Here is a 25,304-nt window from a genome sequence, read left to right as displayed (position 1 = left end):
GTTTGAAAGAAGTAGCCTTGGCAACTCTTTCTTGGACATAATCCATAAACCTTCACAGAATAGTTGAGTTGTAGAGGCATACCACGCTACTGCACTCATCCTATGGATTTTGCCAATCAAAACATCCTCGTCATCGGGGCTTCTTCCGGCATTGGGCTGGCCACTGCCCAACTGCTGCATCAGATTGGCTACCGCCTCTTTACGGCCTCGCGCCACCTCTCGCCGGAGCTGGCCGAACTCCAGACGACGCACCTGGAGCTAGACGTCACGCAGCCGCTGGCACCTACTGTGTTTGATGCGCTGCCAGAGGTGCTGCATGGCGTGGTGTACTGCCCCGGCAGCATCAAGCTACGCCCTTTCGAGCGGATTCCACTGGATGATTTCCGGTCTGACTTTGAGCTGAACGTGCTGGGCGCGGTGCAAGTATTGCAACTGCTAATGAAGCGGTTAAAGAAAGCGAATGGCGCTTCGGTGGTATTATTCAGCACCGTGGCGGCCGGCACTGGCATGAGCTTTCATACAAGCATTGCTACTGCCAAAGGCGCCGTGGAAGGACTGACTCGCGCTTTGGCAGCGGAGTACGCAGCCAGCAACATTCGGGTGAATGCCGTGGCGCCGTCCCTCACCGACACGCCGTTGGCCGCTTCTCTGCTCAACACGCCTGAAAAAGTCGAAGCCGGTGCCAAGCGCCATCCGTTGCAGCGCATCGGTCAGCCGCAGGACCTAGCTTATGCCGCCTCGTTTTTGCTTTCCGCACACAGCTCGTTTATCACGGGTCAGATTCTGCCGGTTGATGGTGGCATGTCGCGCCTGAAGTAGCATGACTGTCATTCCGAGCTAAGCGAGGAATCTGAGTTAAAACCTAGGTCAGTAACTCAGATTCCTCGCTTAGCTCGGAATGACAGTCATGCTCTTACCTTATCCTCTTAGCATTATGGCGAAAATCACCCTCTTCTGGCACCGGCGCGACTTACGTCAGCATGACAATGCGGGCTTGGCGGCTGCACTGCAATTAGGCCACCCAATAGTGCCGCTGTTCATTTACGACCGCGAAATTCTGGACCAGCTACCTAGCCGCCGCGACGCCCGCGTGACGTTTATCTACAACGAAGTAGAGCGCCTTGCCCGACAGACTGAGCAGGCTGGCGGCACATTCCTGGCTTATTATGGCCGACCGCTAGAGGTCTTTGCCGAGCTTCTCCGCACCTACAAAGTTGCGGCCGTGTACACTAACGAAGACTACGAGCCTTACGCCAAAGTGCGCGATGCGGCGGTGGCCGAGTTATGCCAGCAGCACGGCGCCGCGTTCAAAGCCTTCAAAGACCAGGTAATTTTTGCCAAAGACGAGATTCTGACCAAAAGCGGCACGCCTTCCAAAAACTTCAGCGCCTACCGCGACACCTGGTTGGCGGCGTTGCGCGACGAACACTTACAGCCTTATCCGTCGGCCGACCTTTTTCAGAAAAGCAACCTAGCTTTCCTGCCTGATGCGCCCACCCGGCCGACGCTGGAAAGCATGAACTTCGAGCACTACGAACAGTTCGTGCCCGCCGCCGAGCTGCCCACTGACGACTTAGTGCGCAACTACCACCAAACCCGCGACCGGCCGGGCTTGGTGAATAGCAGCACGCGCCGCTCGGTGCACCTGCGCTTCGGCACACTGAGCGTGCGCCAGCTTATGCGTCAAGCGAAAGAGTTGAACCCTAAGCTCTTGGCCGAGCTTGTGTGGCGCGACTTCTTCATGATGCTGCTCTGGCATTATCCGAATACGGCGACGGAGAGCTACAATCCGCGCCTGCGCAATGTGCCGTACCGCAACAACGAGGAGGAGTTTCAGGCGTGGTGCGACGGGCGCACCGGCTATCCGCTGGTAGATGCCGGTATGCGCGAGCTGAACCAGACAGGCTACATGCCCAACCGCGTTCGGATTGCGGCGGCGGGCTTCTTAGTGAAGCATCTGCTCATCGACTGGCGCTGGGGCGACCGGTATTTTGCCGACAAGCTGCTCGATTACGACATGTCGCAGAACGTGGGTAACTGGCAATGGATGGCTGGCACCGGCGTGGTGGCCGCGCCGTGGTTTCGGGTGTACAGCCCGCAAAGTCAACAGGAGAAATTTGATGCCGACCTAGCTTACATCAAGCAATGGGTGCCGGAGCTAGGCACCACCGCCTACCCGGCTCCCATCGTCGATCATCCCTTTGCGCGCCAACGCGCCGTCGACGCGTTGCGAGCCGCTTATCAGGAAGCAGGAATGTAGCGCGGACTTTGTAGCCCGCGCAATGAACAAACTAGGCGCGGACTACAAAGTCCGCGCTACGTGGCTGTTTTGCGCACAAACTCAGCTCGCTAGGGCAACCTTCCGGCTCGTCCGTTGGTTGTAGAAATATGGAGAAAGAACGCATCAAACAGGCCTATCTCGACTACGTGCTGCGCAAAAGCGCGCCGCCGGCTTCAGTCTTCAAACTTACCCAAAAGCTAGGTATTCCGGAGGCTGAGTTCTACCGCTACTACGCCACTTTCGACGCCATCGACCGCGACATTTGGGCCGACTTCGGGCGGCAGGCGCGGGAACGAGCCGCGCTGGAACCCGTGTGGAATGAGTACGGCTCGCGCGAGCGGCTGCTGGCTTTCTACTTCACTTTGCTCGAAATTCTAAAGCAGAACCGCAGCTACGCCTTGCAGTCTCTGCGCCGCTCGATGCCGAAAGTGCCCGGCTTCACGCCGCGCGTGCTCGATGATTTCCGTCAGGATTTTGAGGTGTTTGCCGAAGATCTGCTGCGCGAAGGTCGGCGCACGGAGGAGGTGGCGAGTCGGCCGTTGGTGCAAGAGCAATATCCGCGAGCGTTCTGGCAGCAAATACTGTTTGTGCTAGGTTTCTTCGCCAAAGACGATAGCCTGAACTTCGAGCGCACCGATGCCGCCATAGAAAAAGCGGTGACCCTGAGCTTCGACTTGGTAGGTCGCAACTCCCTCGATTCGGCGCTGGACCTAGCTCGGTTTTTATTGCATCGCCGCTAGCGTGTAGCGCGAAACCTGCGCTTCGCGTATCGTTGAACGACTCGGCCTAGGTTAGCGCACGATTACTGTCCAACGAGGCGCGAAGCGCAGGTTTCGCGCTACAGCGCGCTGTTAACTAATTCTAGCATGTCTGATTCTCAAGAGATTATTCCTACGCCGGAATCCTCTAAACCTTTAGTCTCTCTTCCTACCACCAAGGTAGCGCGGGCCGCACGCTTCGCTAAAACCGGCTTGAAAGTCGGGGCCAACTACGTCAAGCACTACGCTCGTCGCTCGGTGGGTGCGGAAAGCACAACGGAGAACCTACACGCCGCCAACGCTGCGGAGCTATACGGCGCTCTGAGCGAAATGAAAGGCTCGGTGCTGAAGGTGGCTCAGATGATGGCCATGGAGAAGAACATTCTCCCCAGCGCCTACGCCGACCAATTTGCCCAAGCCCAGTACCAAACGCCACCGCTCTCAGGGCCGTTGGTTATCAAGGTTTTCCGCGACACCCTAGGTCGCTCGCCCTACGAGCTGTTCGATGAGTTCGACATCAACGCACGGCAGGCTGCCAGCATTGGGCAAGTGCATTTTGCCCGCAAAGATGGTAAGGCGCTGGCGGTGAAAGTGCAATATCCTGGCGTGGCCGACAGCATCCGCTCGGATATTCGCCTGGTAAAGCCGATTGCATTGCGCGTGCTAGGCTTATCCGAGTCGCAGGTGCGCCCGTATTTGGAGGAAGTGGAAACGCGCCTGCTGGAAGAAACCGACTACAAGCTGGAGCTGCGCCGCGGCACCGAAATCGCCGACCGCAGCGCCGAGCTGCCGCACCTCGAATTTGCGCGCTACTACCCCGAGTATTCTTCAACTCGCATCCTGACAATGGATTGGCTGCCGGGCCAGCACCTGAAGGAGTTCTTAGCAACCAATCCTTCCCAGGCCGTGCGCAACCAGCTAGGCCAAGCGCTCTGGGACTTCTACGCTTTCCAGATTCACACGCTGCGCCAGGTGCACGCCGATCCGCACCCCGGCAACTTCCTGCTCCGCGCCGACAACGGCGGCACTCTAGGTGTGCTGGATTTCGGCTGCGTAAAGGATATCCCAGCGGAGTTCTATGAGCAGTTTTTTGCCCTCTTAGAGCCCGGTGTGCTAACAGATGAAGTTCGCTTGGCTACGCTACTTACCGCGCTGGAAGTACTACGACCAGATGACCCGGCCGCTCAGCGTGACTTATACCTGCGCACCATCAAAGCATCGTTGGAGCTAGTGGCGCAGCCTTTCCAGCAACCTAGCTTTGACTTTGGTAATGAGGCCTATATCCAATCGCTCTATGCCCTCGGCGACGACCTGATGCAGCAGCCAGAGCTACGCCAGCAGCGCGAGCCGCGCGGCTCGCGCCACTTCATCTACGTCAACCGCACCTATGTGGGGCTGTACGCGCTGTTGTCGGAACTGAAGGCGGAGGTGCGCACGGAAATGCCATTTTTAGCAGAAGCTAAACTGTAGGCGCATTTTCCGGTTTAGGGCTACACTGGCAGCCGCTTGTCATTCCGAACAAAGTGAGGAATCTGAGTTAAGGCCTAGGTCAATAACTCAGATTCCTCACTTCGTTCGGAATGACACTTCACCTAGGTTGCCAATTATGTCCCACTTTTCCCCTCTTTCACTAGTTCCATGAAAAAATTCTGGACTCTCTGTGCCGCGCTCCTGAGCGTGGTATCTGTGGCTTCGGCCCAATCGATGAGCTGCTGCGCCCGGCCGACGAATGCTACTGAAGCATTTGCCATGCTAGCTTCCAACGAGGATTTCTCCGGCGGCCACGATGCACCGCTGCCTTATACCTACGAAGGTGAAGGGCAGGCTATTGAATTCAAAACCCCGGACGGCAAAAACGCCCACGGCTTTGAAATTAAAAGCAGCACGCCTTCCAATAAATACCTGTTCGTTATTCACGAGTGGTGGGGCCTGAACGACTACATCAAGAAGGAAAGCAGCACGTTCGCCAACGAGCTGAAAGGAGTGAATATCATTGCCTTGGACCTCTATGATGGCCAAGTAGCCAGCACGCCCGAGGAAGCCGGCAAGCTGATGCAAGGCGTGAAAACTGACCGCGCCCAGAACATCATCAAAGGGGCTATTATGTACGCCGGCCCGAAGGCGCAGATTGCCTCGGTAGGCTGGTGCTTCGGCGGGGGCTGGTCGCTGCAAACGGCCCTGCTGGCCGGCTCCAAAGATGTGGGCTGCGTGATGTACTACGGCATGCCCGAGCAGGATGTCGCCAAGCTTAAAACGCTCAACACCGACGTACTCGGCATCTTCGGCTCGCAGGATAAGTGGATTAACCCCGAGGTAGTCAGCCAGTTCCAGAAAGACATGGCCGCGGCCAAGAAGCAAGTGACCATCAAGAGCTACGACGCCGACCATGCTTTTGCCAATCCTTCCAATCCGAAGTTCAACCAGAAGTTTGCCGCCGAAGCCCACACCGCTACGGTCGACTATCTGCGCAAAAGCTTCAAGCTGAAAGCCTAGGTTCTCCTGGCGCATGTAGCGCGGACTACAAAGTCCGCGCTACAACTACTAATAAACCGCTGCTACTCAAAGCCCCGCTGATTCTTCAGCGGGGCTTTTTTCATGCCTAATTTTCACAAAACAGGAAAGCTAAAAAAGCTTTAATTTTAGCTACACACTCCTACCCACCTGACGATGAGCACCCTACCCATTCTCCTCGCCGAATACGGCGAAAGCCACCAAAACCCCACCAATAAGCGCGTACACTGGATTTGCGTGCCGCTGATCATGTTCAGCATCCTAGGTCTGCTATGGTCAATTCCGGTGCCCGACTTTATGCGAGCGGCAGGTCCGTGGGTCAACTGGGCCACCTTGGTAATGGCTTTGGCGGTGCTGTATTACCTACGGCTTTCGGTACGGCTCGCGCTGGGCATGGTGTTCATCTGGGCCATGATGGCCGCGGGTTTGCGCGTGGTAGAAGCCAGCGCTCCGCTCCCGCTCTGGGGCGTGTGCCTGCTGATTTTTGTGCTGGCCTGGGTCGGGCAGTTCTGGGGCCACAAGATCGAAGGCAAGAAACCTAGCTTCCTGAAAGACTTACAGTTCCTGCTGATTGGGCCAGTGTGGCTGCTTCATTTCGTGTACGAGCGGCTCGGCTGGCGGTATTAAATCCAGACCTAGGTTCTTACACAAAAGCGCCTGTTGGATTGACGAAGATCATACCGCCCGGTATGTGAAATCTTCGTCAGCCCAACAGGCGCACTAATGAACTGTTTTATAATATCTTAACCTAGCAGGCAGCCTTCAACTCCCAGGCATTCACATGCACATTGGCGAGCAAAGCCGCTAGTTCGGCGACAGCCTCTGTCAGCTGCTCCCACGAGTTCAGCACGAAATACTGCTCTTGCAGGCGCTCTTCGGTGTAAGCCGTATCCAGCACCATCGCCAGGTCAAAGGGCTGACGCGGCGTGTCTTCGTGCACGCAGTGGTGCGTTTCGAGCGACGACGACAGCAGGCCGGCGCCGTAGATGCGCGGCTTGCCGTCTTCCATTACCAGCCCGAATTGCACCGTAAAGCCATAGAACGCTCGCAGCCGCCGCAACGCCTCCGCATCGTGCAGATGCTGCAAAGCCGTGCGGCCCAGCAAGTGCAGGAAGTTGGCAAAGGTAGCATCCATGAGCAGCGGCACATGGCCGAATACGTCATGAAACAGGTCGGGCTCCTTCACAAAGTCGAACTGCTCCATGCTGCGTAACCACATCGTAGTCGGGAACTTACGCTCGGCCAGCAGGGCGAAGAACGTGGCATCCTCTACCCGGCCGGGCACGGCTTTCAGCTCCCAGCCGGTGGCGCAGCGCAGCCGCTGACTTACCTCCGAAAATACGGGAATAGCGTGGCGGTTAAGTCCAATACGAGCTAGCCCTTCAACAAACGCAGAGGCCGCGCGTTTGTGAAGCACAGCGGTTTGACGGTCGAACAGTACCTTCCAGACGCGTTGGTCTTGGGCGGTGTACCGGTCATAAGGTTGCTGGAACATGGTCGTAAAGGGTATAGAGAAAAATAAAGAAGCCCGGTTCCTGTCGGAGTCGGGCTTTAGGTTTCAGAGGATTAGTAGCATTTGCTTCTAGCTTCCGCACTGACAATAAAGCCCGATTCCAGTTCGCTTAAAGCGATTGGTAATCAAATAGTTCAGGCATTGCACAGCTTGGTGTCGCATAGTGCGAGCAAAGGTATAAGAATTTACAAATAAGTTATACGCTCTATACTTAAAATTTTCAGGCCATTTATTAATAATATAGTAACAACGTCATTGATATACTATACAAATTATACCTAAAAAGCCATATAGTTAACAATATCACAACAACACACCCCTATTTGACAGGGTATTTCACAAAGGAACTTAGATCATAAGTAATCTATTCTTTGCGTCCTCAGCCATGCCTTCTTTATACGATCAGAGGGCCTAGGCTGGTTGCAGGCAGCACACTTGCTACCCACAACCAGCCTCATGCCATTACTCCAGTTCCTGCCGCAAGGCGTACACTTTGCGCAGATTACGAATCAGGCGGGCCGATTCGGCAAAGTTGAGCGTCTGTTGACCGTCGGAAGCAGCTTCTTCGGGCTTCTCGTGGGCTTCGTAGAGGATGCCATCGGCGCCGGCCATCACGCCCGCCAGCGCCATCGGCGACACGTAGTCGCGGATGCCGATGCCATGCGACGGGTCGACCATTACGGGCAGGTGCGTTTTCTCCTTCAAGATCGGTATAGCGTTCAGGTCGAGCGTGTTACGGCTGGCCGTTTCGAAGGTCCGGATGCCTCGCTCGCACAGAATCAGCTTCTCATTGCCGCCCGAAAAAACGTATTCGGCCGACGACAACAGCTCTTCAATCGTGCCCGAGATGCCGCGCTTGATGAGCACCGGCTTGTCGACACCACCCAGGGCGTCGAGCAGGTTGAAATTCTGGGTGTTGCGCGCACCAACCTGGAACACGTCCACGTAATCGTGCATCTCTTCCACCTGCGACACCTGCATCACCTCTGTCACGATTTTAATGCCTCGCTCCCGAGCCATTTGGTGAAACAGCTTCAGGCCCTCCATACCTAGCCCCCGGAATGAGTACGGCGACGACCTAGGTTTGAACACGCCGCCGCGCATCAGGCGCACGTCGTTGTTCACGAGGTGCTGCATGATTTTTTCCATCTGCTCCTCGCTCTCGATGCTGCACGGACCTGCCGCGAGGCTCAGCGTTCCTTCGCCAATGCGCACGCCGTCACCTAGGTCCAGAATGGTGGGGCGCACGCGCCACTTGCGGCTTACCAGCTTGTAGTCGTCGGAAACGCGGTGAATGTCGTGGATACCGGGCAGTTGCCCCAGGGGGCGCAGGTCGAACTCGCCTTTGCCGATGCCCACCAGGTAGTGCGCCCGTTGGGTCGTCACCTCCGTGACTTTGTACTTGATGCTTTTGATGTAGGCGATGATATCCGCTTTGGCGGCCTCGCTGATGGATTTTTCTAGCTGAATGAGCATGGGTGGTAATTATCAGCTCTGTCATCCTGACGAAGGAAGGACCCTCCTCTTTTTACCCAAAAGCCCAACTAAACACGAAAAGCTCTTAGCTAGCTTTGGGGTTGGTCAGAGGCTTTTCGTCGAAAAAGAAGGTTTGTCGCTTCTCAGAGGGAGGTCACGCCGCTTGATGCGCGGAATGCAAGCTCAGGATGACAGACGGGGGATTAATTAAGAACCGATTCGACAAACTCCCGCGCGGCGGCGGGTGCATCTTCTTTGCTTTCCAGCGCTTTGATGAACGCCGAGCCGATGATGGCTCCTTCGGCATAGCGGCAAGCCCGCTCGAAAGAAGCTTTGTCGCCGATGCCAAAACCGATCAGGCGCGGGTTGCGCAGGTTCATGGCCGCAATGCGCTCAAAATAAGCTTCTTGCTTGGTGGGGTCCTGCGCTGTGCCGCCGCCCGTGGTGCCAGGGCCGGATACGAGGTACAGAAACGATTCGGTCAAGGCATCGATGCGGCGGATGCGCTCGGTAGAAGTCTGGGGCGTGATGAGGAACACCGGCCGCAGATTGTAGCGCCGGAACAGGTCCTGATATTCCTCCTCATACTCGACCAAAGGCAAATCCGGCAGAATCAAGCCATCGACGCCGGCGGCAGCAGCTTCACGGCAGAAGTTTTCCATGCCGAACTGCATCACCGGGTTGAGGTAGCCCATGAGCAGGATCGGCGTTTCGGGCACGCGCTGCCGGATGTCTTTGAGCTGCGCAAACAGCACCCACAGATTCATGCCATTGAGCAAAGCCGCCGTGCTGCTGGCCTGAATAACCGGGCCATCGGCCAGCGGATCGGAGAACGGCATGCCGATTTCGATGAGGTCGGCGCCGGAGCTAACCAGCGCCTCGATGAGGGGCACGGTGGCGTCGAGCGTGGGGTAGCCGGCCGTGAGGTAAACGTTGAGCAGATTGCGCTGTTTTTTGGCAAAAGCTTTGGCAATGCGATTTTCCACGGAGCAGCAGCTTAAAATTCGTAGGAGTTCAGTTTGTCGGCAAATTGGAGGTAGGTGGCCAAGTCCTTGTCGCCGCGACCGGAGAGGTTCACGACCACAATATCCTCGGGGCCAGCACCTAGCTGCGGCAGCGCCGCCAGCGCGTGCGCCGTTTCCAGGGCCGGAATAATGCCTTCCAGACGGCTCAGCTCGGCCACCGAATACAGGGCTTGCTCGTCTTCAATGCTGATAAACCTAGCCCGGCCCGACGTACCCAGGAAGGCGTGCAGCGGCCCGATACCCGGATAATCCAGCCCCGCCGACAGCGAATACGGCTCCGTAATCTGGCCGTGCTCGTCTTGCATGAGCAGCGTGCGCGAGCCGTGAATGATACCCGGCTTACCCAGCACCGAAGTGGCCGCCGAGTGGCCCGAGTTGATGCCGTGCCCGGCCGCTTCCACCGCAATCAGCTTCACGGAAGGCTCGTCGAGGAAGTGGTAGAACGCGCCGGCCGCGTTGGAGCCGCCGCCCACGCAAGCCACCACGTAGTCAGGCAGTTCGCGACCTAGCTCTTCGTTTAGCTGCTTGCGCATCTCCTCGCTAATCACCGATTGCAGGCGCGCCACCAGGTCGGGGTACGGGTGCGGACCCACCACCGAGCCGATGATATAGTGCGTATCCACGGGGTTGCTGATCCAGTCACGGATGGCTTCGTTGGTGGCGTCTTTCAGGGTTTGGCTGCCGCTCACGGCGGCGCGAACCTCGGCCCCGAGCAGGCGCATCCGCTCCACGTTGGGGCGCTGCCGCTCCATGTCGATCTTGCCCATGTACACGATGCACTCCATGCCCATCAGCGCGCAAACGGTAGCCGTGGCCACGCCGTGCTGACCGGCGCCGGTTTCGGCAATGATGCGCGTCTTGCCCAGGCGCCGGGCCATCAGAATCTGGCCGACCGTGTTGTTCACCTTATGGGCGCCGGTGTGGCATAAGTCCTCGCGCTTCAGGAAGATACGCGTGCCGTACTTGGCGGAAAGACGCTTGGCTTCAAACAGCGGCGTGGGCCGCCCGACGTAGTCGCGCAGCAGCTTCTGGTACTCGCGCTGAAAATCAGGATCGGCTAAGATCTGGAGGTAATTCGCCTGTAGCTCTTCCACGTTTGGGTAGAGCATTTCGGGAATGTAGGCGCCGCCAAACTCACCGTAGTAGCCACGGGCATTCGGTTGATAGGTCATGGGGAATTCGGTATTGAGAAGCTAGGTTTGTGATTATCATTCTGAGAGCAGCGAGGAATCTGGATTAACCAACCTAGGTCTTAACCCTGACTCTTCGTCTCTGCTTGATGCGCAGAATGACAGTTCTTAATTCATTGGATTATAGCGCAGTGCCTCCAGCATTACGCGCAGTTTCTCCACGTCTTTTTGCCCCGGCGCGGCTTCAAAGCGGCTGTTCAGGTCCACGGCAAACAGGCCGGGCAGCTGTAGCTCCTGTAGCACCGGAACGTGGCTGAGGTCGAGGCCGCCGGCCAGGAAGTAAGGCACTGAGAGCGGATACGCTTTGAGCAAATTCCAATCGAAGGTAGTGCCGTTGCCGCCGCGCATTTCCCCTTTGGTGTCGAACAGGAAGTAGGTGCAATGCGACACATAAGGCATAAGCGTGGCGAAGTCGAACGTCTCCCCTACTGAAAACACCTTCATCACCGGCAAGCCAGCTGTCTGTAAGTCAGCACATTGTTCTGGTGTTTCTTCGCCGTGCAGCTGCACCAGGTCGAGGCCGTACTGCCCGGCTATGCGCAGGATGTTGGCGGTGGTTTCATCTACAAACACTCCTACCCGCTTGATGCCCAGCGGCAAGGCGAGCAGTTGACGCGGATCGAGCGTATCGGCCGCATAGCGCGCCGAGCCAGAAACAAAGATAAAGCCCAAGAAATCAGGCTCCAGCGTAGCTACATTAGCAATATTCTCGGCGAACTTCATGCCGCACACTTTAATGCGGAGCTTGTTATGGGCTTCGTTCTCAGGAGTAGTGGACTCAACAATGGCCATCGGGAGAGAAGTTTAGTGAACCTAGGCTACGGACACCTCGGCGGCTGTGCTGAGTTCCTGCACGAGCGCCGCGCAAGCTTTTTCGGGTCGGCTGTGGCGCATAAAGGCCTCGCCCATCAGGAAGCCGCGGTAGCCGGCACCGCGCAAGCGCACGAGGTCGGCAGCCGAGTTGAGGCCGCTTTCCGTCACTTTCACAAACTCGTTCGGGATACGCTCAGCTAGTTCCACCGACGTTTCCAGACTAACGCTGAAATCGTGGAGGTTGCGGTTGTTTACGCCTACCAGGCTCACCGCGTCGGGGTGCAGGGTGCGGTCGAGCTCTTCGGCGTTGTGCACTTCCAGCAGCACTTCCAGACCCAGGCTGCGGGCAAACTGACCTAGGTTTTTCACCTCGTCGGCGCTGAGCACGGCGGCAATTAGCAGCACGGCATCGGCCCCGATGCTCTTGGCCTCCAGAATCTGGTACTCATCAATCACGAAATCTTTGCGCAGAATCGGGCAGAAATTGAAGCGCCGCGCAATGGTTAAATCTTCGTTTTTGCCCCCAAAAAACTCGGCATCCGTGAGGACCGACAGACCCGACGCGCCCGCCTGCATGTAGCCGATGGTGGTGCGCTCGACCGGCGCGTGCGGGTTGATCCACCCTTTGGAAGGCGACTTGCGCTTGAATTCGGCGATGATGCCGCTCAGGTCTTCGCGCAGCAAGTACTTGCGCAGGCTCAGCGGCGTGCTGCCGAAGTACAGGCTGCGTTCCAGCAACTTGTTGGGAACCAGACTCTGGCGCTCGGCAACTTCGCGGCGCTTGTGGGTGATGATCTGGTCGAGAATGGTGGGGGCAGTGCTCATATATGTAGTGAGGAGTTCTTAATAAGGGTTCCCGCGGAGGTGCGCGAAGGAAACGCAGAGGTGCGCAGAGGGCGTTCCGTTAGACGTTCAACAATTGTCGGAACGACTCGCGGGCGCGGCCGCTGTCCAAGGATTCGCGGGCGGCGGCCAGGGCTTCCGCGAACGAGAAAGCCGGGTTGGAACACTGTAAAGCCAGGGCGGCGTTGGCCGTCACGACGTCGCGCTGAGCGGCAGTACCCTGGCCATTCAGCACATTCAGGAACATGGTGGCTGATTCGGCCACCGTGCTGCCGCCGGCTAAGTCGCTGGGTGCGTGGGTGGTTAAACCTAGGTTTTCGGCCGTCACGACCCGCTCACCGGCCGGGGTGGCGAGCTTGGCCGCGCCCGTGAGCGATATTTCATCGTAGCCATCGAGGGCGTGCACAATGGCGTAGCGCGTGCCGGTTTGCTGGAAAAGGTAGTTGTAGAGGCGCAGCAGCTCCACGTTGAACACGCCGGCCAACTGAGCATTAGGCCGCGCCGGATTCACCAACGGACCTAGGATATTGAAGAAGGTGCGCACTCCTAGCTCCCGCCGAATCGGGGCCGCGAAACGCATGGCCGGGTGAAACGCCGCCGCGTGCAGAAAGCAAATATTGGCGCGGTCCAGCTGTTCGCGCAGCTTGTCGGAAGGCGCCTCGAAATCGTAGCCGAAGTGAGCCAGAATATTCGCCGAGCCCGTCACCGACGACACGCCGATGTTGCCGTGCTTGGCTACCTTATAGCCCGCGCCCGCCACCACAAAGCAGGCCAGGGTCGAGATGTTGAGCGTGTTCTTGCCATCACCACCCGTGCCGACGATGTCGACTACTTCGTGCGTACCTAGCTCTGGGTCGCGGCACAGCTCCAGCAGCGCGTCGCGAAAGCCGGCCAGCTCGGGCACGGTGATGGGCCGCATCCGGTACACCGACATGAAGGCGGCGGTTTCGGCGGCGTTGGCACCACCGTTGCCGATCCGGAACATGGCCTCACGGGCTTCGTCACGGGTAAGCGTTTGCTGATCAAAAAGGGTGGCTAGGATCTGTTTCAAGGTACTGATTGGTTGTAATAACTAAAGTGTAGCACGATGTAGCGCGAAGCTCCCGCTTCGCGTATCGTTGAACGACTGGCACCTAGGTTCTTGGCAGCGATTTCGTTCAACGACACGCGAAGCGCAGGCTTCGCGCTACAAATTAATCGTTGCCTTCCAGCCAGTTCTTCAGCATCTGGTGGCCGTGCTCGGTCAAAATAGATTCGGGGTGAAACTGCACGCCGCGCACGTCGTACTTGCGGTGGCGCAGGGCCAGCACCTGGCCGTTGGCGTCGCGGGCTGTTATTTCCAGCTCTTCGGGCATGGTGTCGGGCGTCACAACCCAGGAGTGGTAGCGGCCTACTTTGAACTGCGTGGGCAAGCCATGAAACAGCCGGTCTTCGCCAGTGATGATGTCGGCATCGGTAGCAATTCCGTGCAACACCGCGGGCAAGTTATATAGCTGTCCACCAAAGCTTTCGGCAATACCCTGGTGACCCAGGCACACACCCAGCATTCGCTTGGTCGGGGCGTAGCGGCGAATCACTTCCGGCATCAAACCTGCTTCCGACGGCACCCCTGGGCCGGGCGAAAGCAGAATAGCGTCGTACTCGTCTACTTTGTCGAGGTCGATTTTGTCGTTGCGCACCACGTCGGTGCTGTCGCCGTAGCCTAGCTCGCGCAATAGCTGCACGAGGTTGTAGGTGAAGGAATCGTAGTTATCGAGAACGAGGATTTTCATGGTCTTTGGTTCGTTTGTCAGGCGGATCTGCATCTACTGCTTCGTTGAGCTGAGTAGAGACGCAACATTTTGCGTCTCGTCGTTGCTGATGTTGTTTGTTCTGCACGCCGCGACCTAGGTTGTTCAACGACGAGACGCAAAATATTGCGTCTCTACATCGTTCCACCTCAGCCACGAAGCGCGCGCGATGCTTCGGCTTCGCCTCTGCATGACGTTCTGCCTGTTGTTTACTGTACCCCTGCCGTCAGCTTCTCTCCCACTGACTCCGCAGCTACCAGCGCTTTGCGCAGCGCGGCCAGCTTGTGGTGCACTTCGTTCAGCTCAGAATTGATATCCGAAGCGGCCACCACGCCGGCACCGGCTTGGTAATAAAGCTGGTTGCCGGTGCTCAAAAAGGAGCGAATCATGATGGCGTGGTTGAAGTCGCCGTTGAAACCTAGGTGACCCAGGCAACCACCGTAGTAGCCCCGGCCCGTTGGCTCCAGCCTGTCGATGAGCTGCATGGCGCTGTGCTTGGGCGCACCGGAGAGCGTGCCCGCTGGGAAGGTATCAGCCACCACTTGCAGGGAGGCAGCGCCGGGCGCCAGGGTCGAGTTTACCTCGCTTACGAGGTGAATAACGTGTGAGTAGAACTGAATTTCGCGAAACACCTTCACCTTCACGTTGTCGCCGTGGCGGGCCAGGTCGTTGCGAGCTAGGTCCACCAGCATCACGTGCTCGGCGTTTTCTTTGGGGTCGGCGGCTAGCTTCTGGGCCAGGGCAGCGTCTTCAGCGTCGCGGCCGGTGCGGCGGAAGGTACCGGCAATCGGGAACAGGCTAGCTTCGCGGCCTTTGATGAGCAGCTGCGTTTCGGGCGAGGAGCCGAAAATCTTGAAGTTGTCGTAGTCGAAATAAAACAGGTACGGCGAGGGGTTGATGGAGCGCAGCGCCCGGTACACGTTGAACTCGTCGCCCACAAAACCCTGCTGAAAGCGGCGCGACAGCACAATCTGGAATACGTCGCCGCGGCGGCAATGGTCTTGGCCAGCAGCCAACACCTTCAGAAACTCTTCGTCAGTTTGGTTGGTGCTTTCCTCGCCCACCGGCGCAAAGCCAAACTCCGGAATGCTAGGGTTGCGAATTAGATTCACAAGGCGCGTGAGGCCTTCGTGGTCAACGGGCTCGGCGACGGGTGAGTGCTCAAACACATACAACTCGTTGCGGAAGTGGTTGATAGCAATGACGTAACGATACGTACCGTAGATAATATCCGGGATCTGCCCGGCGGCTTCCTTGGCTGGGTTCAGGGTCAGGTCTTCGAAATACTGCACGCCCTCGTAGCCGATGTAGCCGAACAGCCCGCCCGTGATGAAGTCAAACTCCAACGGCTCCGTCTCGAAGCTGCCGGCAAACTCCCGCAGCCGCTCCAGCGCCAGGCGCGGCTGGGCCAGCGTTTCGGTGCTGCTGGTGCCGTCGGGGAAGGTTTGGCGCAGCTCGCCGCGGCTCACCTCAAAGCGCGCCAACGGCTCGAAAGCCAGGTAGCTGAAGGCGTTCTGCTGGCCGTGGTAGTCGGAGCTTTCCAGCAGCAGGCAGTTGGAATACTGGTCGCGCAGGCGCAGGTAAAGCCCCACGGGCGTCACCGTATCGGCGAGCAGACGGACGTGGCGAGTTTTGAGGGCGTATTTCATGGGTGGAGCTAGGAGCTGGAAGCCAGGAGTTAGGAGGAAAACCTAGGTTGTCTGTCATGCTGAGCTGGCCGAAGCATGACGTTCACATTTAACTTTTTAACTAGGTTGAAACATAAAAAAAGCCCGGCTGGTTGGCCGGGCTTCCTTGGAGGTCGATGCGAAAGTTAAGAACTGACTTTAGCGCACGCACAGGATTTCCCGTCCGGAGTTTCGGAGAGGCCACCACCATGCATTTTGAGTCAGTTGAAAAGTCATTGCCGGGTTTTGTTGGGCGTTGATGGCGCAAAGATAGAAGCACCTAGGTTCCTCGCAAATTATTTTTGCGCCTGCCTGATCAAATGGGGCTGCCACCAATGTCTTTTAGGGGCATAAAGCCACTGGTAAGCGGCCGGGAACTCACGGCGCCAAAACCATTCGCTGTGCTTGCCATCGGCGCGCACCTGGTAGCTGATGTCTTTCTCCGCTACACCTAGGCTACGGAGCGAATCGCGCATGGCTGACATCAGCGGCACCATTTTCTCCCCTTCTTGCGCGCCCGCTACGAAGTAAAACCGCATTGGCAGCTGGATTTTCGCGGTGCGCACAAACGTGAATAACGGCTGCTCGGCAAACCAAAAGGCTGGCGAAAACACGCCCACTTTGCTGAAAACATCCGGGTACTTCAGGGCCGCGTACAGTGAGATTAGGGCGCCCATCGAAGAGCCGGCAATGCCAGTATGCTCGCGCCCAGGCAACGTCCGATAATGCGAATCGAGGTAAGGCTTCAGCGTTTTCACCACGAACTCCACGTAGGCGCTGCCTTCGCCGCCACCTAGCTTTTCGTTGCGCCACGGCGAATATTCATCGAGGCGGCGCTTGCCGTCGTTGTCGACGGCCACCACGATGCAGCCCTGGTCCTGACCAGTGGCTTGCAGATGGCTCAGGGTTTCGTCGACGCCCCACTCGCCGGAGAAAGAGGTAGCTTCATCGAACACGTTTTGGCCATCCTGCAAATACAGCACGGGGTAGCGGCGCTGGCTGGTGGCGTAGTCGTTGGGCAGATACAGCCATATTCGCCGCTCGCGGTTGAGTTGCGGAATGGTGAACGAATCGGTCAGGATGGTGACGTTCGGGGTAAGCGTGTGCGGCTTCGGAAGCGACTCCTGCGCCTGAGTTTCAAAACTTAACAAAACAAGAACTCCTATGATTATTTCCCGCAGAGGTCCGCGGAGGAAAATGTTTACCATGTGATTCGCACCGCTTCCGATGCGTTGCGCACTGTTATACTAGAGTTGCGGGTAGTTTCGCCGGTGAGGCTGGCGGGCTTTTGCAAGTGAAATACTCGTGTGGTCGGAGCTAGGTTTTTACCTGCCGCCTGCACCGTACGCAGCTCATCAAACCCGTGGAAAACGACTTCCACGTTCTTGAACTTCGACTTAAACCCGCCTTCCACTTTCCCCAACTCCAAGGAGCGCGCGGTGGGGTTTAACGTAATGGTGCGCCGGAAAGATTCACCTTTTTCGTGCGCGTAGGTGGTGCCGTCGTCTTCGTAATATACAAAGCTCGACGGTGCGTCGCCTTTATAGATATGCAAGTAAAGCGTATCCAGTGGAGCTTGCGCGGTGTACTGCACGGGACTTTGCATTGGAATAATGCTACCGCCGCGCACAAACACCGGCAGTCGATCGAGCGGCGTGGGCACGTAGCTAGCTTTTCCGCCGGTACCAGGCTGGTCGTTGTAGAAATCGTACCAGCGGCCCGCGGGCAAGTACACCTTGGCGGCACCTAGGGTGCTGCTCACCGGCGCCACCAGCAAGCCTTGTCCAAACTGATATTGGTTCTGAAAGTCAGACTGGTACACCAGCGAATCGTTCGGGTAATCAATAGCCAAGGAGCGCTGCACCGGCATGCCATTCTGCGTGGCCTCGTAGAACGCGGAGTACAGGTAGGGCAGCAGGTTGTAGCGCAGCTGAATGTAGTTGCGGTTGATTTCCGTGTTGGCTTCCCCAAAGCTCCAGGGTTCCGCTGACTTAGTGTCGACGGCGGAGTGGGCGCGGAAGAAGGGCGTGAAAGTGCCGAGCGAAATCCAGCGCGTGTACAGCTCGGCGGTGGGCGGCGGCGTGGCGGTGAAGCCGCCCACATCCATGCCCGCGTTCGGCATTCCGCTCAGACCTAGGCTATTAACCAGCCGCACGCCCGCCAGCATATGATCGTCGGTGCTCACGTTGTCGCCGGTCCAGATGGCGGTGTAGCGCTGCAAACCGGCGTAGCCGGCGCGGGTAAGGATGAGCGGCCGGCGGCCGTTCATCAGCTTGCGCGTGCCTTCGTAGGTGCTGCGTGCCATCTGCATGCCGTACACGTTGCGGGCCGCGTTGGTAGTAGCGCCGTGGCCTTCGTAGTTGAACAAGATATTGCTAGGCAGTTGGTTGCCCCATGTTGCCATCTCGTTCATGTCATTCCAGAAGCCATCCAGACCGGCATCCACGTAGCCTTTGAACTGCTGGCCCCACCATTGCCGGGCGGCAGGCAACGTGAAATCGGGGAAGTAGCACCAACCTGGCCACACCTCGCCGCGGTAGTTGGTGCCGTCGGGGTACTTCACGAATAAGTTCTTCTTCAAAGCATCCTCGTAGGGCGCGTAGCCTTTCTCCGTCTTAATGCCGGGGTCGACGATGACGGTGGTGTGCACGCCCATGCTCTTCAGGTCCTTCAGCATCTTGGCGGGCTGCGGAAAGCGCTGCGGATGCCACGTAAACACCTTATAAGCATCCATATAGTGAATGTCGAGGTAGAGCACGTCGAGCGGAATCTTCTTCTCGCGGAAGGTCTGCACGATGCGCCGCACTTCGGTATCGGGGTAGTAGGTGTAGCGGCTCTGCTGGAAACCTAGGCTCCAGAGCGCCGGCATGGGCATGCGGCCGGTCAGGTAGGTGTAATCCTGAATGATACCGGCCGGCTTGCGGCGGCCAATGAAGTAGTAGTTCATCTCGCCACCACGCGCCCCGAACGACGAAAACCGGTCATTAGAAGCGCCAAAGTTGAACTGGCTGACGAATGTATTGTCGAAGAAAATGCCGTACCCCAGCCCGTCGTGCAGTCCGATGTAGAATGGGATGGTCGAGTACAAGGGGTCGGCGCCGGTGCCGTAGCCGTAGTTGTCGGTGTTCTGGTTGATGTAAGCCTGACCGCGGCGGTCGAGCGGGCCGGTCTTCTCCCCTAGCCCCAGGAATCGCTCACCGGGTTGCAGCTTCTTGTAGGTCGTGATTTCCTCGCCGACCCACGAGGTGCCTAGGCCGGGCTCATCCTGGTTCAGCAGCTTGCCATCGGCGGTGTAGAAGCTGAAGCGGGCCGGGCTTTTCTGAATCACGAGCCGCACCGAATCGGTGCTGATGGTGAGCGAGTTGGCTTCGTCGCGCACTTGCAGGGCACCTGAGCTAGGTTGCGCCACCACGGCGTAGGAAAAATCGGGGGCCAGCGGCTTTGGGCTCAGGCGCACCCGCAGAATGGAGGGCGAGTAGGCCGTGACTTCGCCGGTAGCATTGGCAAAGGTGAGCCGCAGAGTGTTGCCGGCAGGCTCGGCGCGCTGCACGTTGCCCAGGGTTTGGAGCGTCGGAAATTGAGCTTGGGCAATCTGGGAAAGACCACCTAGCATAGCGGCTAGCGCCACTGTAAAAAGCGTAGTTCTTGTCGAATTCAAGGCCGTAAGGGGTTGCGTGGAAGGGCAGATTCAACGGTCGGCAAGAGGCCTGGAAAGAAGCCTACAGCTTCACGTTCCGCTGACAATGAGGAGGGCAGTAGCTGCCGTTTGCGAGGCGCTGACAGTGTAGTAGTCGAGCAACCTGGCTGTTACCCTAGGCCACCTGAGAAAAATCAAACAAAAGCCCAACCGTTACGATTTTAGCATCGTACCCCGTTTATTGGTTGCTGCTTTTAAAAAAATGAAAATCGGAATCGAATTCGTATTACAAAATCTTTATTTATTTTAAATTCGTACCCTCTTTCCGCTCACGTCATCTACCCGGTTTATGCCTGCTGCTCATCGAACGCTTTACGCCGCCTGGAGCGACGACGCGCTGGTACAAGCGCTCAGTCAGGGAGATGCCAAGGCGTTTGAGGAAATCTACGCGCGCTACTGGTATCAGCTGTTTGAGGTAGCGCAACGCAAGCTGAACTCGCGGGAGGCCGCCGAGGAACTGGTGCAGGAGCTGTTTACGGCCCTGTGGCACAAGCGCGAGGCGCACACCATAAGCAAGCTAAAGCCTTATCTGCACTCGGCCATCAAGTACCAGATCATCGATTCCATTAAGTCGAAGATGACCCACGCAGGGTACCTGACCTACACCCGCCCGCAGCTTTCGGAAGCCGACCACACCACCGAAGAAGTGGTAGCTGCCGAGGATCTATCGGGGGCGCTGGTTGCCAGCGTGACGCGCCTGCCGGAGCACACTCAGCAGGTGTTTCGGCTGAGTCGTTTTGAGCACCAAACGGTACCGGAAATTGCCGGACGGCTCAATCTGTCGCCCAAAACGGTGGAGTACCACCTGACCAGGGCCATGAAGCTGCTGCGCGTGAGCCTGAAAGACTTTTTGCCGCTAGTGGTTTTCTTGCTTTTAGGTAGGATTTAGGCCGCAAAAAGACCGTCATTTCGACCATCGGGAGAATTCTCGCGTGCAATGCGGTTGTAGGAACGCGCCACGGCGCGTTCGTCGTTGAACGATGCCGATTCCCCTGTTCTGTGTGCATGTCGCCCGGACGAGAACGCGCTGTGGCGCGTTCCTACGGCATCCGACCTCCGCCATATTTTTACAAACTTTTTTCAGGGGAGGCTAGGGTTGCGCAAAGGTTGTTCGACTAATAGGGGTACGGAGGGATTCCTTCGTTAGCCCCTCTATGAATCAAGCACAGCTCCAGGACCTTTTGCGGCGATACCAACACGACGAATGCACGTCCGAAGAGCGGCAGTTCGTGGAGAATTGGTATGAGGAGTTGGGACAGCAGCCCGCGCCGTTGCTTTTGCAGGAGCGGCAGCTGTTGCAAACCACGCTGTGGGAGCGTATTGCCGAGCAAACGGTGCGCGCCGACCAACCGGAACAACGCCACCAACCTAGGTCGTGGTGGCGGGCAGCGCCGGCGCGCTGGGCCGCGGCGGCAGTGCTGGCGGTAGGCATAGGAGCAGTTGGCAGTGGCTTGTGGCAATCCAAGGCCCCTTCCCCCGAAGACGCGCCACAAACGGCCACTACCATCTTGGCACCAACTGGTGCTAATAACAAGCTGATTTACACGAACAACACGCAGCAGGCAGCCACTATTCGCCTGGCGGATGGCAGCGTGGTGCAATTGTCGCCGGGCAGCTGCTTACAGTACCCGAAGCGGTTTGAAGAGCCAAACCGTCGGGTGCACCTGACCGGAGAGGCGTTCTTCGACGTGTACCACGACCCGGCTCATCCATTTCTGGTGTACACCGACAAGCTCGTGACCACCGTGCTCGGCACCAGCTTCACGGTGCGGGCCTATGCCGGGCAGCCGCAGGTGCTGGTGAAAGTGCGACGCGGCAAAGTGCGCGTCACGCCCCGCCTGCCCGGCACAAAAGGCGACGAAACTCTGCCACCTAGCTTAGCTAGCGTGGTGGTGCGGCCCAACCAACAGGCTGTGTACTTACCTGGCAAACAGGATCTGAAGAAAGAGCTGGTAGCCCAGCCGGCCGTGCTGGTAGCGCAGCCTTTCACCTTCGACGACCGCCCCGTGGCGGAGGTACTCACGGCACTGGAAAAAGCCTATGGCGTCGACATCGTGTATGATGAGCAGGCCCTAGCTGACTGCACAGTAAGCCTGGTTTTGAAGCAGGAATCCTTATTTGATAAGCTAGCTATTCTCTGCAAGACCCTAGGTGCCTCCTACGAGCGCTCCGACACGCAGATTATCATGCACAGCCGGGGCTGCAAAAGCTAGGTTCTTTATTCGTCTTTTCCCACAACCTTCTCACCTCCATTTGCTTATGATAAAAGCACACCACCGGTTTCTTCTTCCTCTGCTCTAACAGCACACCCTTCGGCGCACTCAGTGCAAACGTTTGCGAGGCGTAGCTGAGCGCCCGAAGCGCCTTTGTGGCAGAGCACCTCACCCTCACCTAATCCCACGTTTATGTCCTCTTCGCTACCATCCTCACGCTTCCCCTGGGATCTTAAGCGCGTGTTGCTTACCCAGGCTCTCAGCCTCAGTCTATTTACGAGTATTGCAGCTACTCACCCATCCACCGCACAGCAAGTGCTGGAGCAGCCTATTACACTTCAAGCCAAAGGCGAGACGATTAAGTCAATTCTTGGCAAGCTTGAAAATCAAGCATCTACGCACTTCCTCTACAGCCGGGAGCTGATCGGTGCTGGCCGGCGCGTGTCGGTGAATGCCGTGGACAAGCCCCTGTCCGACGTGCTGCACGACATGCTGGTGCCGTTGCAGATTCGCTACGAGCTGGTGAAAGACGGCATCATCCTCAACCCCGTAGCCGCCGACGGCACCATCAGGGGGCGGGTAGTCGATGCCAAAGGTGCCGGCTTACCCGGTGTAACGGTTGTCTTGGAGGGCACTACCCTAGGTGCCTCCACCGACGCCGAGGGCGCTTACACTATTCAGAACGTGCCGCCCGGCTCCTACACGCTCATCACGTCGTTTGTCGGCTACAACACGAACCGCATTCCGGTGACGGTAACCAGCGGCCAAACGACTACCGTGGCTAATGCTACGCTGGCCGAAAACACGACGCTGCTGAATGAGGCAGTAGTCGTAGGTTACGGCACCCAGCGCCGGCAGGACGTGACCGGCTCGGTAGCTACCGTTACGTCGAAAGACTTCGTGCGCGGCCAGGTGACGAACCCCGAGCAGCTGGTGCAGGGCAAAGTGGCCGGCGTGCAGATTATTTCCAGCGGCGGCGCGCCCGGCTCGGGTGGCGTTATCCGTATTCGGGGCGGCGCTTCGCTAACGGGCAGCAACGACCCGCTGGTTGTAATCGACGGTGTGCCGGTTGATAACAGCGCGCTGTCGGGTTCGCCGAACGCCCTGAGCCTGGTAAACCCCAATGACATTGAGACCTTTACGGTTCTGAAGGATGCTTCCGCTACGGCCATTTATGGTTCGCGGGCTTCCAACGGTGTTATTCTTATCACGACCAAGAAAGGGGTGCAGGGCGATAAGCTGACGGTGAGTGTCAGCTCGCAGGCGTCGGTTTCGGAGCGCGCCAGAAGCATCCAGACCCTCTCCGGCGATGAATATCGCGACCTGGTAAACCAACGAGGCACGGAGGCGCAGAAAGCCTTGCTGGGCACCGCCAATACCGACTGGCAGGACCAGATTTTCCGCACGGCGTACACGTTTGACAACAACATCAGCCTGACCGGCAACTTCAAGAAGATTCCGTTCCGGGTTTCGTACGGCAACCTGAACCAGCAGGGCATCCTGAAAACGTCGGACCTAAAGCGCAACTCGGCTTCGGTGGGCCTCACGCCCATGCTGTTCGACAATCACCTGCGCATCGACGTGAACGTGAAAGGCTCGTGGGCTGATAATCAGTTTGCTACCAACGATGCCATTGGCAATGCGCTGTCGTTTAATCCCACGCTGCCCGTGTACAGCGGCACCGAAACGTACGGCGGCTATACCGAGATTCTGCAATCGAACGGCAACCCCGTCACCATCGGCACGCGCAACCCTCTAGGTTTGCTGGAGCAGCGCCGCGACCGAAGCACCGTAAAGCGCAGCATCGGCAACATCCAGTTCGACTACAAATTCCACTTCCTGCCCGACCTGCGCGCCAATGTGAACCTAGGTTATGATGTGGCCGAGGGCAACGGCACCACGTTCGTAACGCCAACAGCGGCCGTCGACTTTCAGCGGCCGGGCCGCAACACCCGGTACGGGCAGACCAAGACCAACGGCATTGCGGAGGTTTACCTGAACTACACCAAGGATATACCCTCCATCAGCAGCCACCTGGAAGTGCTGGCGGGCCACTCCTACCAGAAGTTCCTGACCCGCTCGCCCAATTACGCCGGCTATGATGCCTCTGGCACTACCATTATTGATGCCGCGGCGCCATTTCCTGTGTACAATCCGCTGGCGCTGGAGTCGTACTACGGCCGCCTGAACTACAACTTCAAGGAGCGCTACCTGCTGACGGCCACGATGCGCGCTGACGGCTCTTCGCGCTTCCCGGAGAAAGACCGTTGGGGCTACTTCCCGGCCGTTTCAGTGGCGTGGCGCGTGAAGCAGGAGAACTTCCTGCAAGACTCTAAAGCACTGAGCGAACTAAAGTTCCGGGCCGGTTACGGCGTCACAGGTCAGCAAGACCTAGGTTTGGATTACTTCGGCTACCTGTCGCGCTACCTCATTGGGCAAAGCTCGGCGCAGTACCAGCTGGGCAACACCTTCTATCCGACGTGGCGCGCCGAAGGCTACATCCAGCGCACCTGGGAATCGACGGGCACCTACAACGCCGGCTTGGACTACGGCTTCCTGGATAACCGTCTGTCGGGCTCGGTGGATGTGTACCTGCGCAAAACCAAAGATCTGCTGCTCTTCACTTCCCCGGCGGCGGGCTCAAACCTGACCAACCAGCTCAACGCCAACATCGGCAGCCTGGAAAACCGGGGCGTGGAGTTTGCCATCAACGGCACGCCCATTCGGGGTGAGAAGTTTAACTGGGACGTAAACTTCAACTTCACCTACAACAAGAATGAGATTACCGAGCTGGCTGTCTCAAAGGGCTCTACGCAGGTAGAACTCCAGACGGGCGCTATCGGCGGCGGCACCGGCAACAACATCCAGGTGCAGTCGGTCGGCTATCCGGCCTACTCCTACTACGTGTATAAGCAAGTGTACGGCCCCGACGGCAAGCCGCTGGAAGGCGTGTACGCCGACCTGAACGGCGACGGTGTAATCAGCCCGAGCGACCGGTACCGCTACAAGTCAGGCTTGCCCCGGACGTTCATGGGCTTCAGCTCCAACCTGAGCTACAACGACTGGAGCCTGGCTTTCACGCTGCGCGCTAACCTGGATAACTACATCTACGACAACGTGAATGCGAACCTAGGTACCACTGCTGGCCTCGTGAACAACGGCTACCTGGTGAACGCCACCAAAGATGTGTACAACACGCAGTTCGGCGGCTACCAGTACTTCTCGGATTACTACGTAAAGAACGCCTCGTTCCTGCGCATGGAAAACCTGACCCTAGGTTACAACGTGGGCCGGCTCTGGTCGGACGCCTCGAACCTGCGCCTGACACTGGCCGGGCAGAACCTGTTCGTAGTTTCCAAATACAAAGGCGCCGACCCGGAAGTGGTAAGCCGCGACGCCACCACCAACGTGGCCACCTTCGGCATCAACAACAACTTCTACCCGCGTCCGCGCACCGTGACACTCGGTGTTAACCTCAGCTTCTAAACCACCCGCACCCGTGAAAAAGATATTTCGCCGCGGCACGG

Annotated in this window: 20 protein-coding genes; 9 read left to right on the top strand and 11 right to left on the bottom strand. The window is 57.8% G+C overall.

The window, feature by feature from the left end; all coding sequences use genetic code 11:
* The first annotated feature begins 102 nt into the window (after positions 1 to 102).
* The 6 genes from IEX74_RS12995 (at position 103) to IEX74_RS12970 (ending at position 6,177) form a co-directional block, all read left to right on the top strand.
* Positions 103 to 819: an SDR family NAD(P)-dependent oxidoreductase gene (locus IEX74_RS12995; protein WP_188814412.1), complete on the top strand. Its 717-nt coding sequence runs from the start codon at positions 103 to 105 to the stop codon at positions 817 to 819.
* 115 nt (positions 820 to 934) lie between these two features.
* Positions 935 to 2,260 carry a cryptochrome/photolyase family protein gene (locus IEX74_RS12990; RefSeq protein WP_188814411.1) on the top strand — a complete coding sequence of 442 codons (1,326 nt, stop codon included), beginning with the start codon at positions 935 to 937 and terminating at the stop codon, positions 2,258 to 2,260.
* Between the two features lie 128 nt (positions 2,261 to 2,388).
* Positions 2,389 to 3,021 carry a TetR/AcrR family transcriptional regulator gene (locus IEX74_RS12985; protein WP_188814410.1) on the top strand — a complete coding sequence of 211 codons (633 nt, stop codon included), beginning with the start codon at positions 2,389 to 2,391 and terminating at the stop codon, positions 3,019 to 3,021.
* A 126-nt stretch (positions 3,022 to 3,147) separates the two neighbouring features.
* Entirely contained in the window at positions 3,148 to 4,509 is a 1,362-nt protein-coding gene (locus IEX74_RS12980) for an ABC1 kinase family protein (protein WP_188814409.1), read from the top strand.
* Between the two features lie 168 nt (positions 4,510 to 4,677).
* The gene (locus tag IEX74_RS12975) at positions 4,678 to 5,532 is read left to right on the top strand and encodes a dienelactone hydrolase family protein (protein WP_188814408.1); all 855 of its coding nucleotides are present in this window, start codon (positions 4,678 to 4,680) and stop codon (positions 5,530 to 5,532) included.
* 174 nt (positions 5,533 to 5,706) lie between these two features.
* Complete coding sequence (locus tag IEX74_RS12970; protein WP_188814407.1) at positions 5,707 to 6,177, top strand: Mpo1 family 2-hydroxy fatty acid dioxygenase; 471 nt, start codon at positions 5,707 to 5,709, stop codon at positions 6,175 to 6,177.
* Positions 6,178 to 6,298: 121 nt separating this feature from the next.
* Here IEX74_RS12970 and IEX74_RS12965 read toward each other — a convergent pair whose 3' ends face one another.
* The 11 genes from IEX74_RS12965 to IEX74_RS12915 form a co-directional block, all read right to left on the bottom strand.
* Positions 6,299 to 7,060 (bottom strand): phenylalanine 4-monooxygenase, encoded by a 762-nt coding sequence (locus IEX74_RS12965; RefSeq protein ID WP_188814557.1) that lies wholly within the window; start codon positions 7,058 to 7,060, stop codon positions 6,299 to 6,301.
* 465 nt (positions 7,061 to 7,525) lie between these two features.
* A complete protein-coding gene (locus tag IEX74_RS12960; protein WP_188814406.1) occupies positions 7,526 to 8,539 on the bottom strand; it encodes a bifunctional 3-deoxy-7-phosphoheptulonate synthase/chorismate mutase in 1,014 nt (337 codons plus the stop codon).
* Between the two features lie 203 nt (positions 8,540 to 8,742).
* Entirely contained in the window at positions 8,743 to 9,525 is a 783-nt protein-coding gene (trpA, locus tag IEX74_RS12955) for a tryptophan synthase subunit alpha (protein WP_188814405.1), read from the bottom strand.
* 11 nt (positions 9,526 to 9,536) lie between these two features.
* Positions 9,537 to 10,736 carry a tryptophan synthase subunit beta gene (trpB, locus tag IEX74_RS12950; protein WP_188814404.1) on the bottom strand — a complete coding sequence of 400 codons (1,200 nt, stop codon included), beginning with the start codon at positions 10,734 to 10,736 and terminating at the stop codon, positions 9,537 to 9,539.
* Between the two features lie 126 nt (positions 10,737 to 10,862).
* The gene (locus tag IEX74_RS12945; protein ID WP_188814403.1) at positions 10,863 to 11,546 is read right to left on the bottom strand and encodes a phosphoribosylanthranilate isomerase; all 684 of its coding nucleotides are present in this window, start codon (positions 11,544 to 11,546) and stop codon (positions 10,863 to 10,865) included.
* Between the two features lie 21 nt (positions 11,547 to 11,567).
* Positions 11,568 to 12,392 (bottom strand): indole-3-glycerol phosphate synthase TrpC, encoded by an 825-nt coding sequence (gene trpC / locus IEX74_RS12940; protein WP_188814402.1) that lies wholly within the window; start codon positions 12,390 to 12,392, stop codon positions 11,568 to 11,570.
* A 79-nt stretch (positions 12,393 to 12,471) separates the two neighbouring features.
* Positions 12,472 to 13,461: an anthranilate phosphoribosyltransferase gene (gene trpD, locus IEX74_RS12935; RefSeq protein ID WP_188814401.1), complete on the bottom strand. Its 990-nt coding sequence runs from the start codon at positions 13,459 to 13,461 to the stop codon at positions 12,472 to 12,474.
* Positions 13,462 to 13,603: 142 nt separating this feature from the next.
* Positions 13,604 to 14,182, bottom strand: a complete 579-nt coding sequence (locus IEX74_RS12930; protein WP_188814400.1) for an anthranilate synthase component II — start codon at positions 14,180 to 14,182, stop codon at positions 13,604 to 13,606.
* A 227-nt stretch (positions 14,183 to 14,409) separates the two neighbouring features.
* Positions 14,410 to 15,849, bottom strand: a complete 1,440-nt coding sequence (locus tag IEX74_RS12925) for an anthranilate synthase component I family protein (RefSeq protein WP_188814399.1) — start codon at positions 15,847 to 15,849, stop codon at positions 14,410 to 14,412.
* A 314-nt stretch (positions 15,850 to 16,163) separates the two neighbouring features.
* A complete protein-coding gene (locus tag IEX74_RS12920) occupies positions 16,164 to 17,018 on the bottom strand; it encodes an alpha/beta hydrolase (RefSeq protein ID WP_188814398.1) in 855 nt (284 codons plus the stop codon).
* Between the two features lie 50 nt (positions 17,019 to 17,068).
* Complete coding sequence (locus IEX74_RS12915; protein WP_229755268.1) at positions 17,069 to 19,525, bottom strand: glycoside hydrolase family 31 protein; 2,457 nt, start codon at positions 19,523 to 19,525, stop codon at positions 17,069 to 17,071.
* Between the two features lie 328 nt (positions 19,526 to 19,853).
* Here IEX74_RS12915 and IEX74_RS12910 point away from each other — a divergent pair, with 328 nt between their 5' ends.
* The 3 genes from IEX74_RS12910 (at position 19,854) to IEX74_RS12900 (ending at position 25,263) form a co-directional block, all read left to right on the top strand.
* On the top strand, positions 19,854 to 20,453 hold the full coding sequence (locus IEX74_RS12910; RefSeq protein WP_188814397.1) for an RNA polymerase sigma factor: 600 nt from the start codon (positions 19,854 to 19,856) through the stop codon (positions 20,451 to 20,453).
* A 265-nt stretch (positions 20,454 to 20,718) separates the two neighbouring features.
* Positions 20,719 to 21,777 (top strand): FecR family protein, encoded by a 1,059-nt coding sequence (locus IEX74_RS12905; protein ID WP_188814396.1) that lies wholly within the window; start codon positions 20,719 to 20,721, stop codon positions 21,775 to 21,777.
* Positions 21,778 to 21,969: 192 nt separating this feature from the next.
* Positions 21,970 to 25,263, top strand: a complete 3,294-nt coding sequence (locus tag IEX74_RS12900) for a SusC/RagA family TonB-linked outer membrane protein (protein ID WP_188814395.1) — start codon at positions 21,970 to 21,972, stop codon at positions 25,261 to 25,263.
* Positions 25,264 to 25,304: the final 41 nt, after the last annotated feature.

It is taken from the genome of Hymenobacter cavernae (assembly GCF_014641455.1).
GTDB lineage: Bacteria > Bacteroidota > Bacteroidia > Cytophagales > Hymenobacteraceae > Hymenobacter > Hymenobacter cavernae.
This window is presented reverse-complemented; position numbering and strand designations above follow the sequence as displayed.

What these genes read in the sequence shown, in the direction of transcription:
- IEX74_RS12995 (WP_188814412.1), top strand. Translation starts at nt 103, where the DNA reads ATGGATTTTGCCAATCAAAACATCCTCGTCATCGGGGCTTCTTCCGGC.
- IEX74_RS12990 (WP_188814411.1), top strand. Translation starts at nt 935, where the DNA reads ATGGCGAAAATCACCCTCTTCTGGCACCGGCGCGACTTACGTCAGCAT.
- IEX74_RS12985 (WP_188814410.1), top strand. Translation starts at nt 2,389, where the DNA reads ATGGAGAAAGAACGCATCAAACAGGCCTATCTCGACTACGTGCTGCGC.
- IEX74_RS12980 (WP_188814409.1), top strand. Translation starts at nt 3,148, where the DNA reads ATGTCTGATTCTCAAGAGATTATTCCTACGCCGGAATCCTCTAAACCT.
- IEX74_RS12975 (WP_188814408.1), top strand. Translation starts at nt 4,678, where the DNA reads ATGAAAAAATTCTGGACTCTCTGTGCCGCGCTCCTGAGCGTGGTATCT.
- IEX74_RS12970 (WP_188814407.1), top strand. Translation starts at nt 5,707, where the DNA reads ATGAGCACCCTACCCATTCTCCTCGCCGAATACGGCGAAAGCCACCAA.
- IEX74_RS12960 (WP_188814406.1), bottom strand. Translation starts at nt 8,539, where the DNA reads ATGCTCATTCAGCTAGAAAAATCCATCAGCGAGGCCGCCAAAGCGGAT.
- trpB (WP_188814404.1), bottom strand. Translation starts at nt 10,736, where the DNA reads ATGACCTATCAACCGAATGCCCGTGGCTACTACGGTGAGTTTGGCGGC.
- IEX74_RS12945 (WP_188814403.1), bottom strand. Translation starts at nt 11,546, where the DNA reads ATGGCCATTGTTGAGTCCACTACTCCTGAGAACGAAGCCCATAACAAG.
- trpC (WP_188814402.1), bottom strand. Translation starts at nt 12,392, where the DNA reads ATGAGCACTGCCCCCACCATTCTCGACCAGATCATCACCCACAAGCGC.
- IEX74_RS12930 (WP_188814400.1), bottom strand. Translation starts at nt 14,182, where the DNA reads ATGAAAATCCTCGTTCTCGATAACTACGATTCCTTCACCTACAACCTC.
- IEX74_RS12925 (WP_188814399.1), bottom strand. Translation starts at nt 15,849, where the DNA reads ATGAAATACGCCCTCAAAACTCGCCACGTCCGTCTGCTCGCCGATACG.
- IEX74_RS12910 (WP_188814397.1), top strand. Translation starts at nt 19,854, where the DNA reads ATGCCTGCTGCTCATCGAACGCTTTACGCCGCCTGGAGCGACGACGCG.
- IEX74_RS12905 (WP_188814396.1), top strand. Translation starts at nt 20,719, where the DNA reads ATGAATCAAGCACAGCTCCAGGACCTTTTGCGGCGATACCAACACGAC.
- IEX74_RS12900 (WP_188814395.1), top strand. Translation starts at nt 21,970, where the DNA reads ATGTCCTCTTCGCTACCATCCTCACGCTTCCCCTGGGATCTTAAGCGC.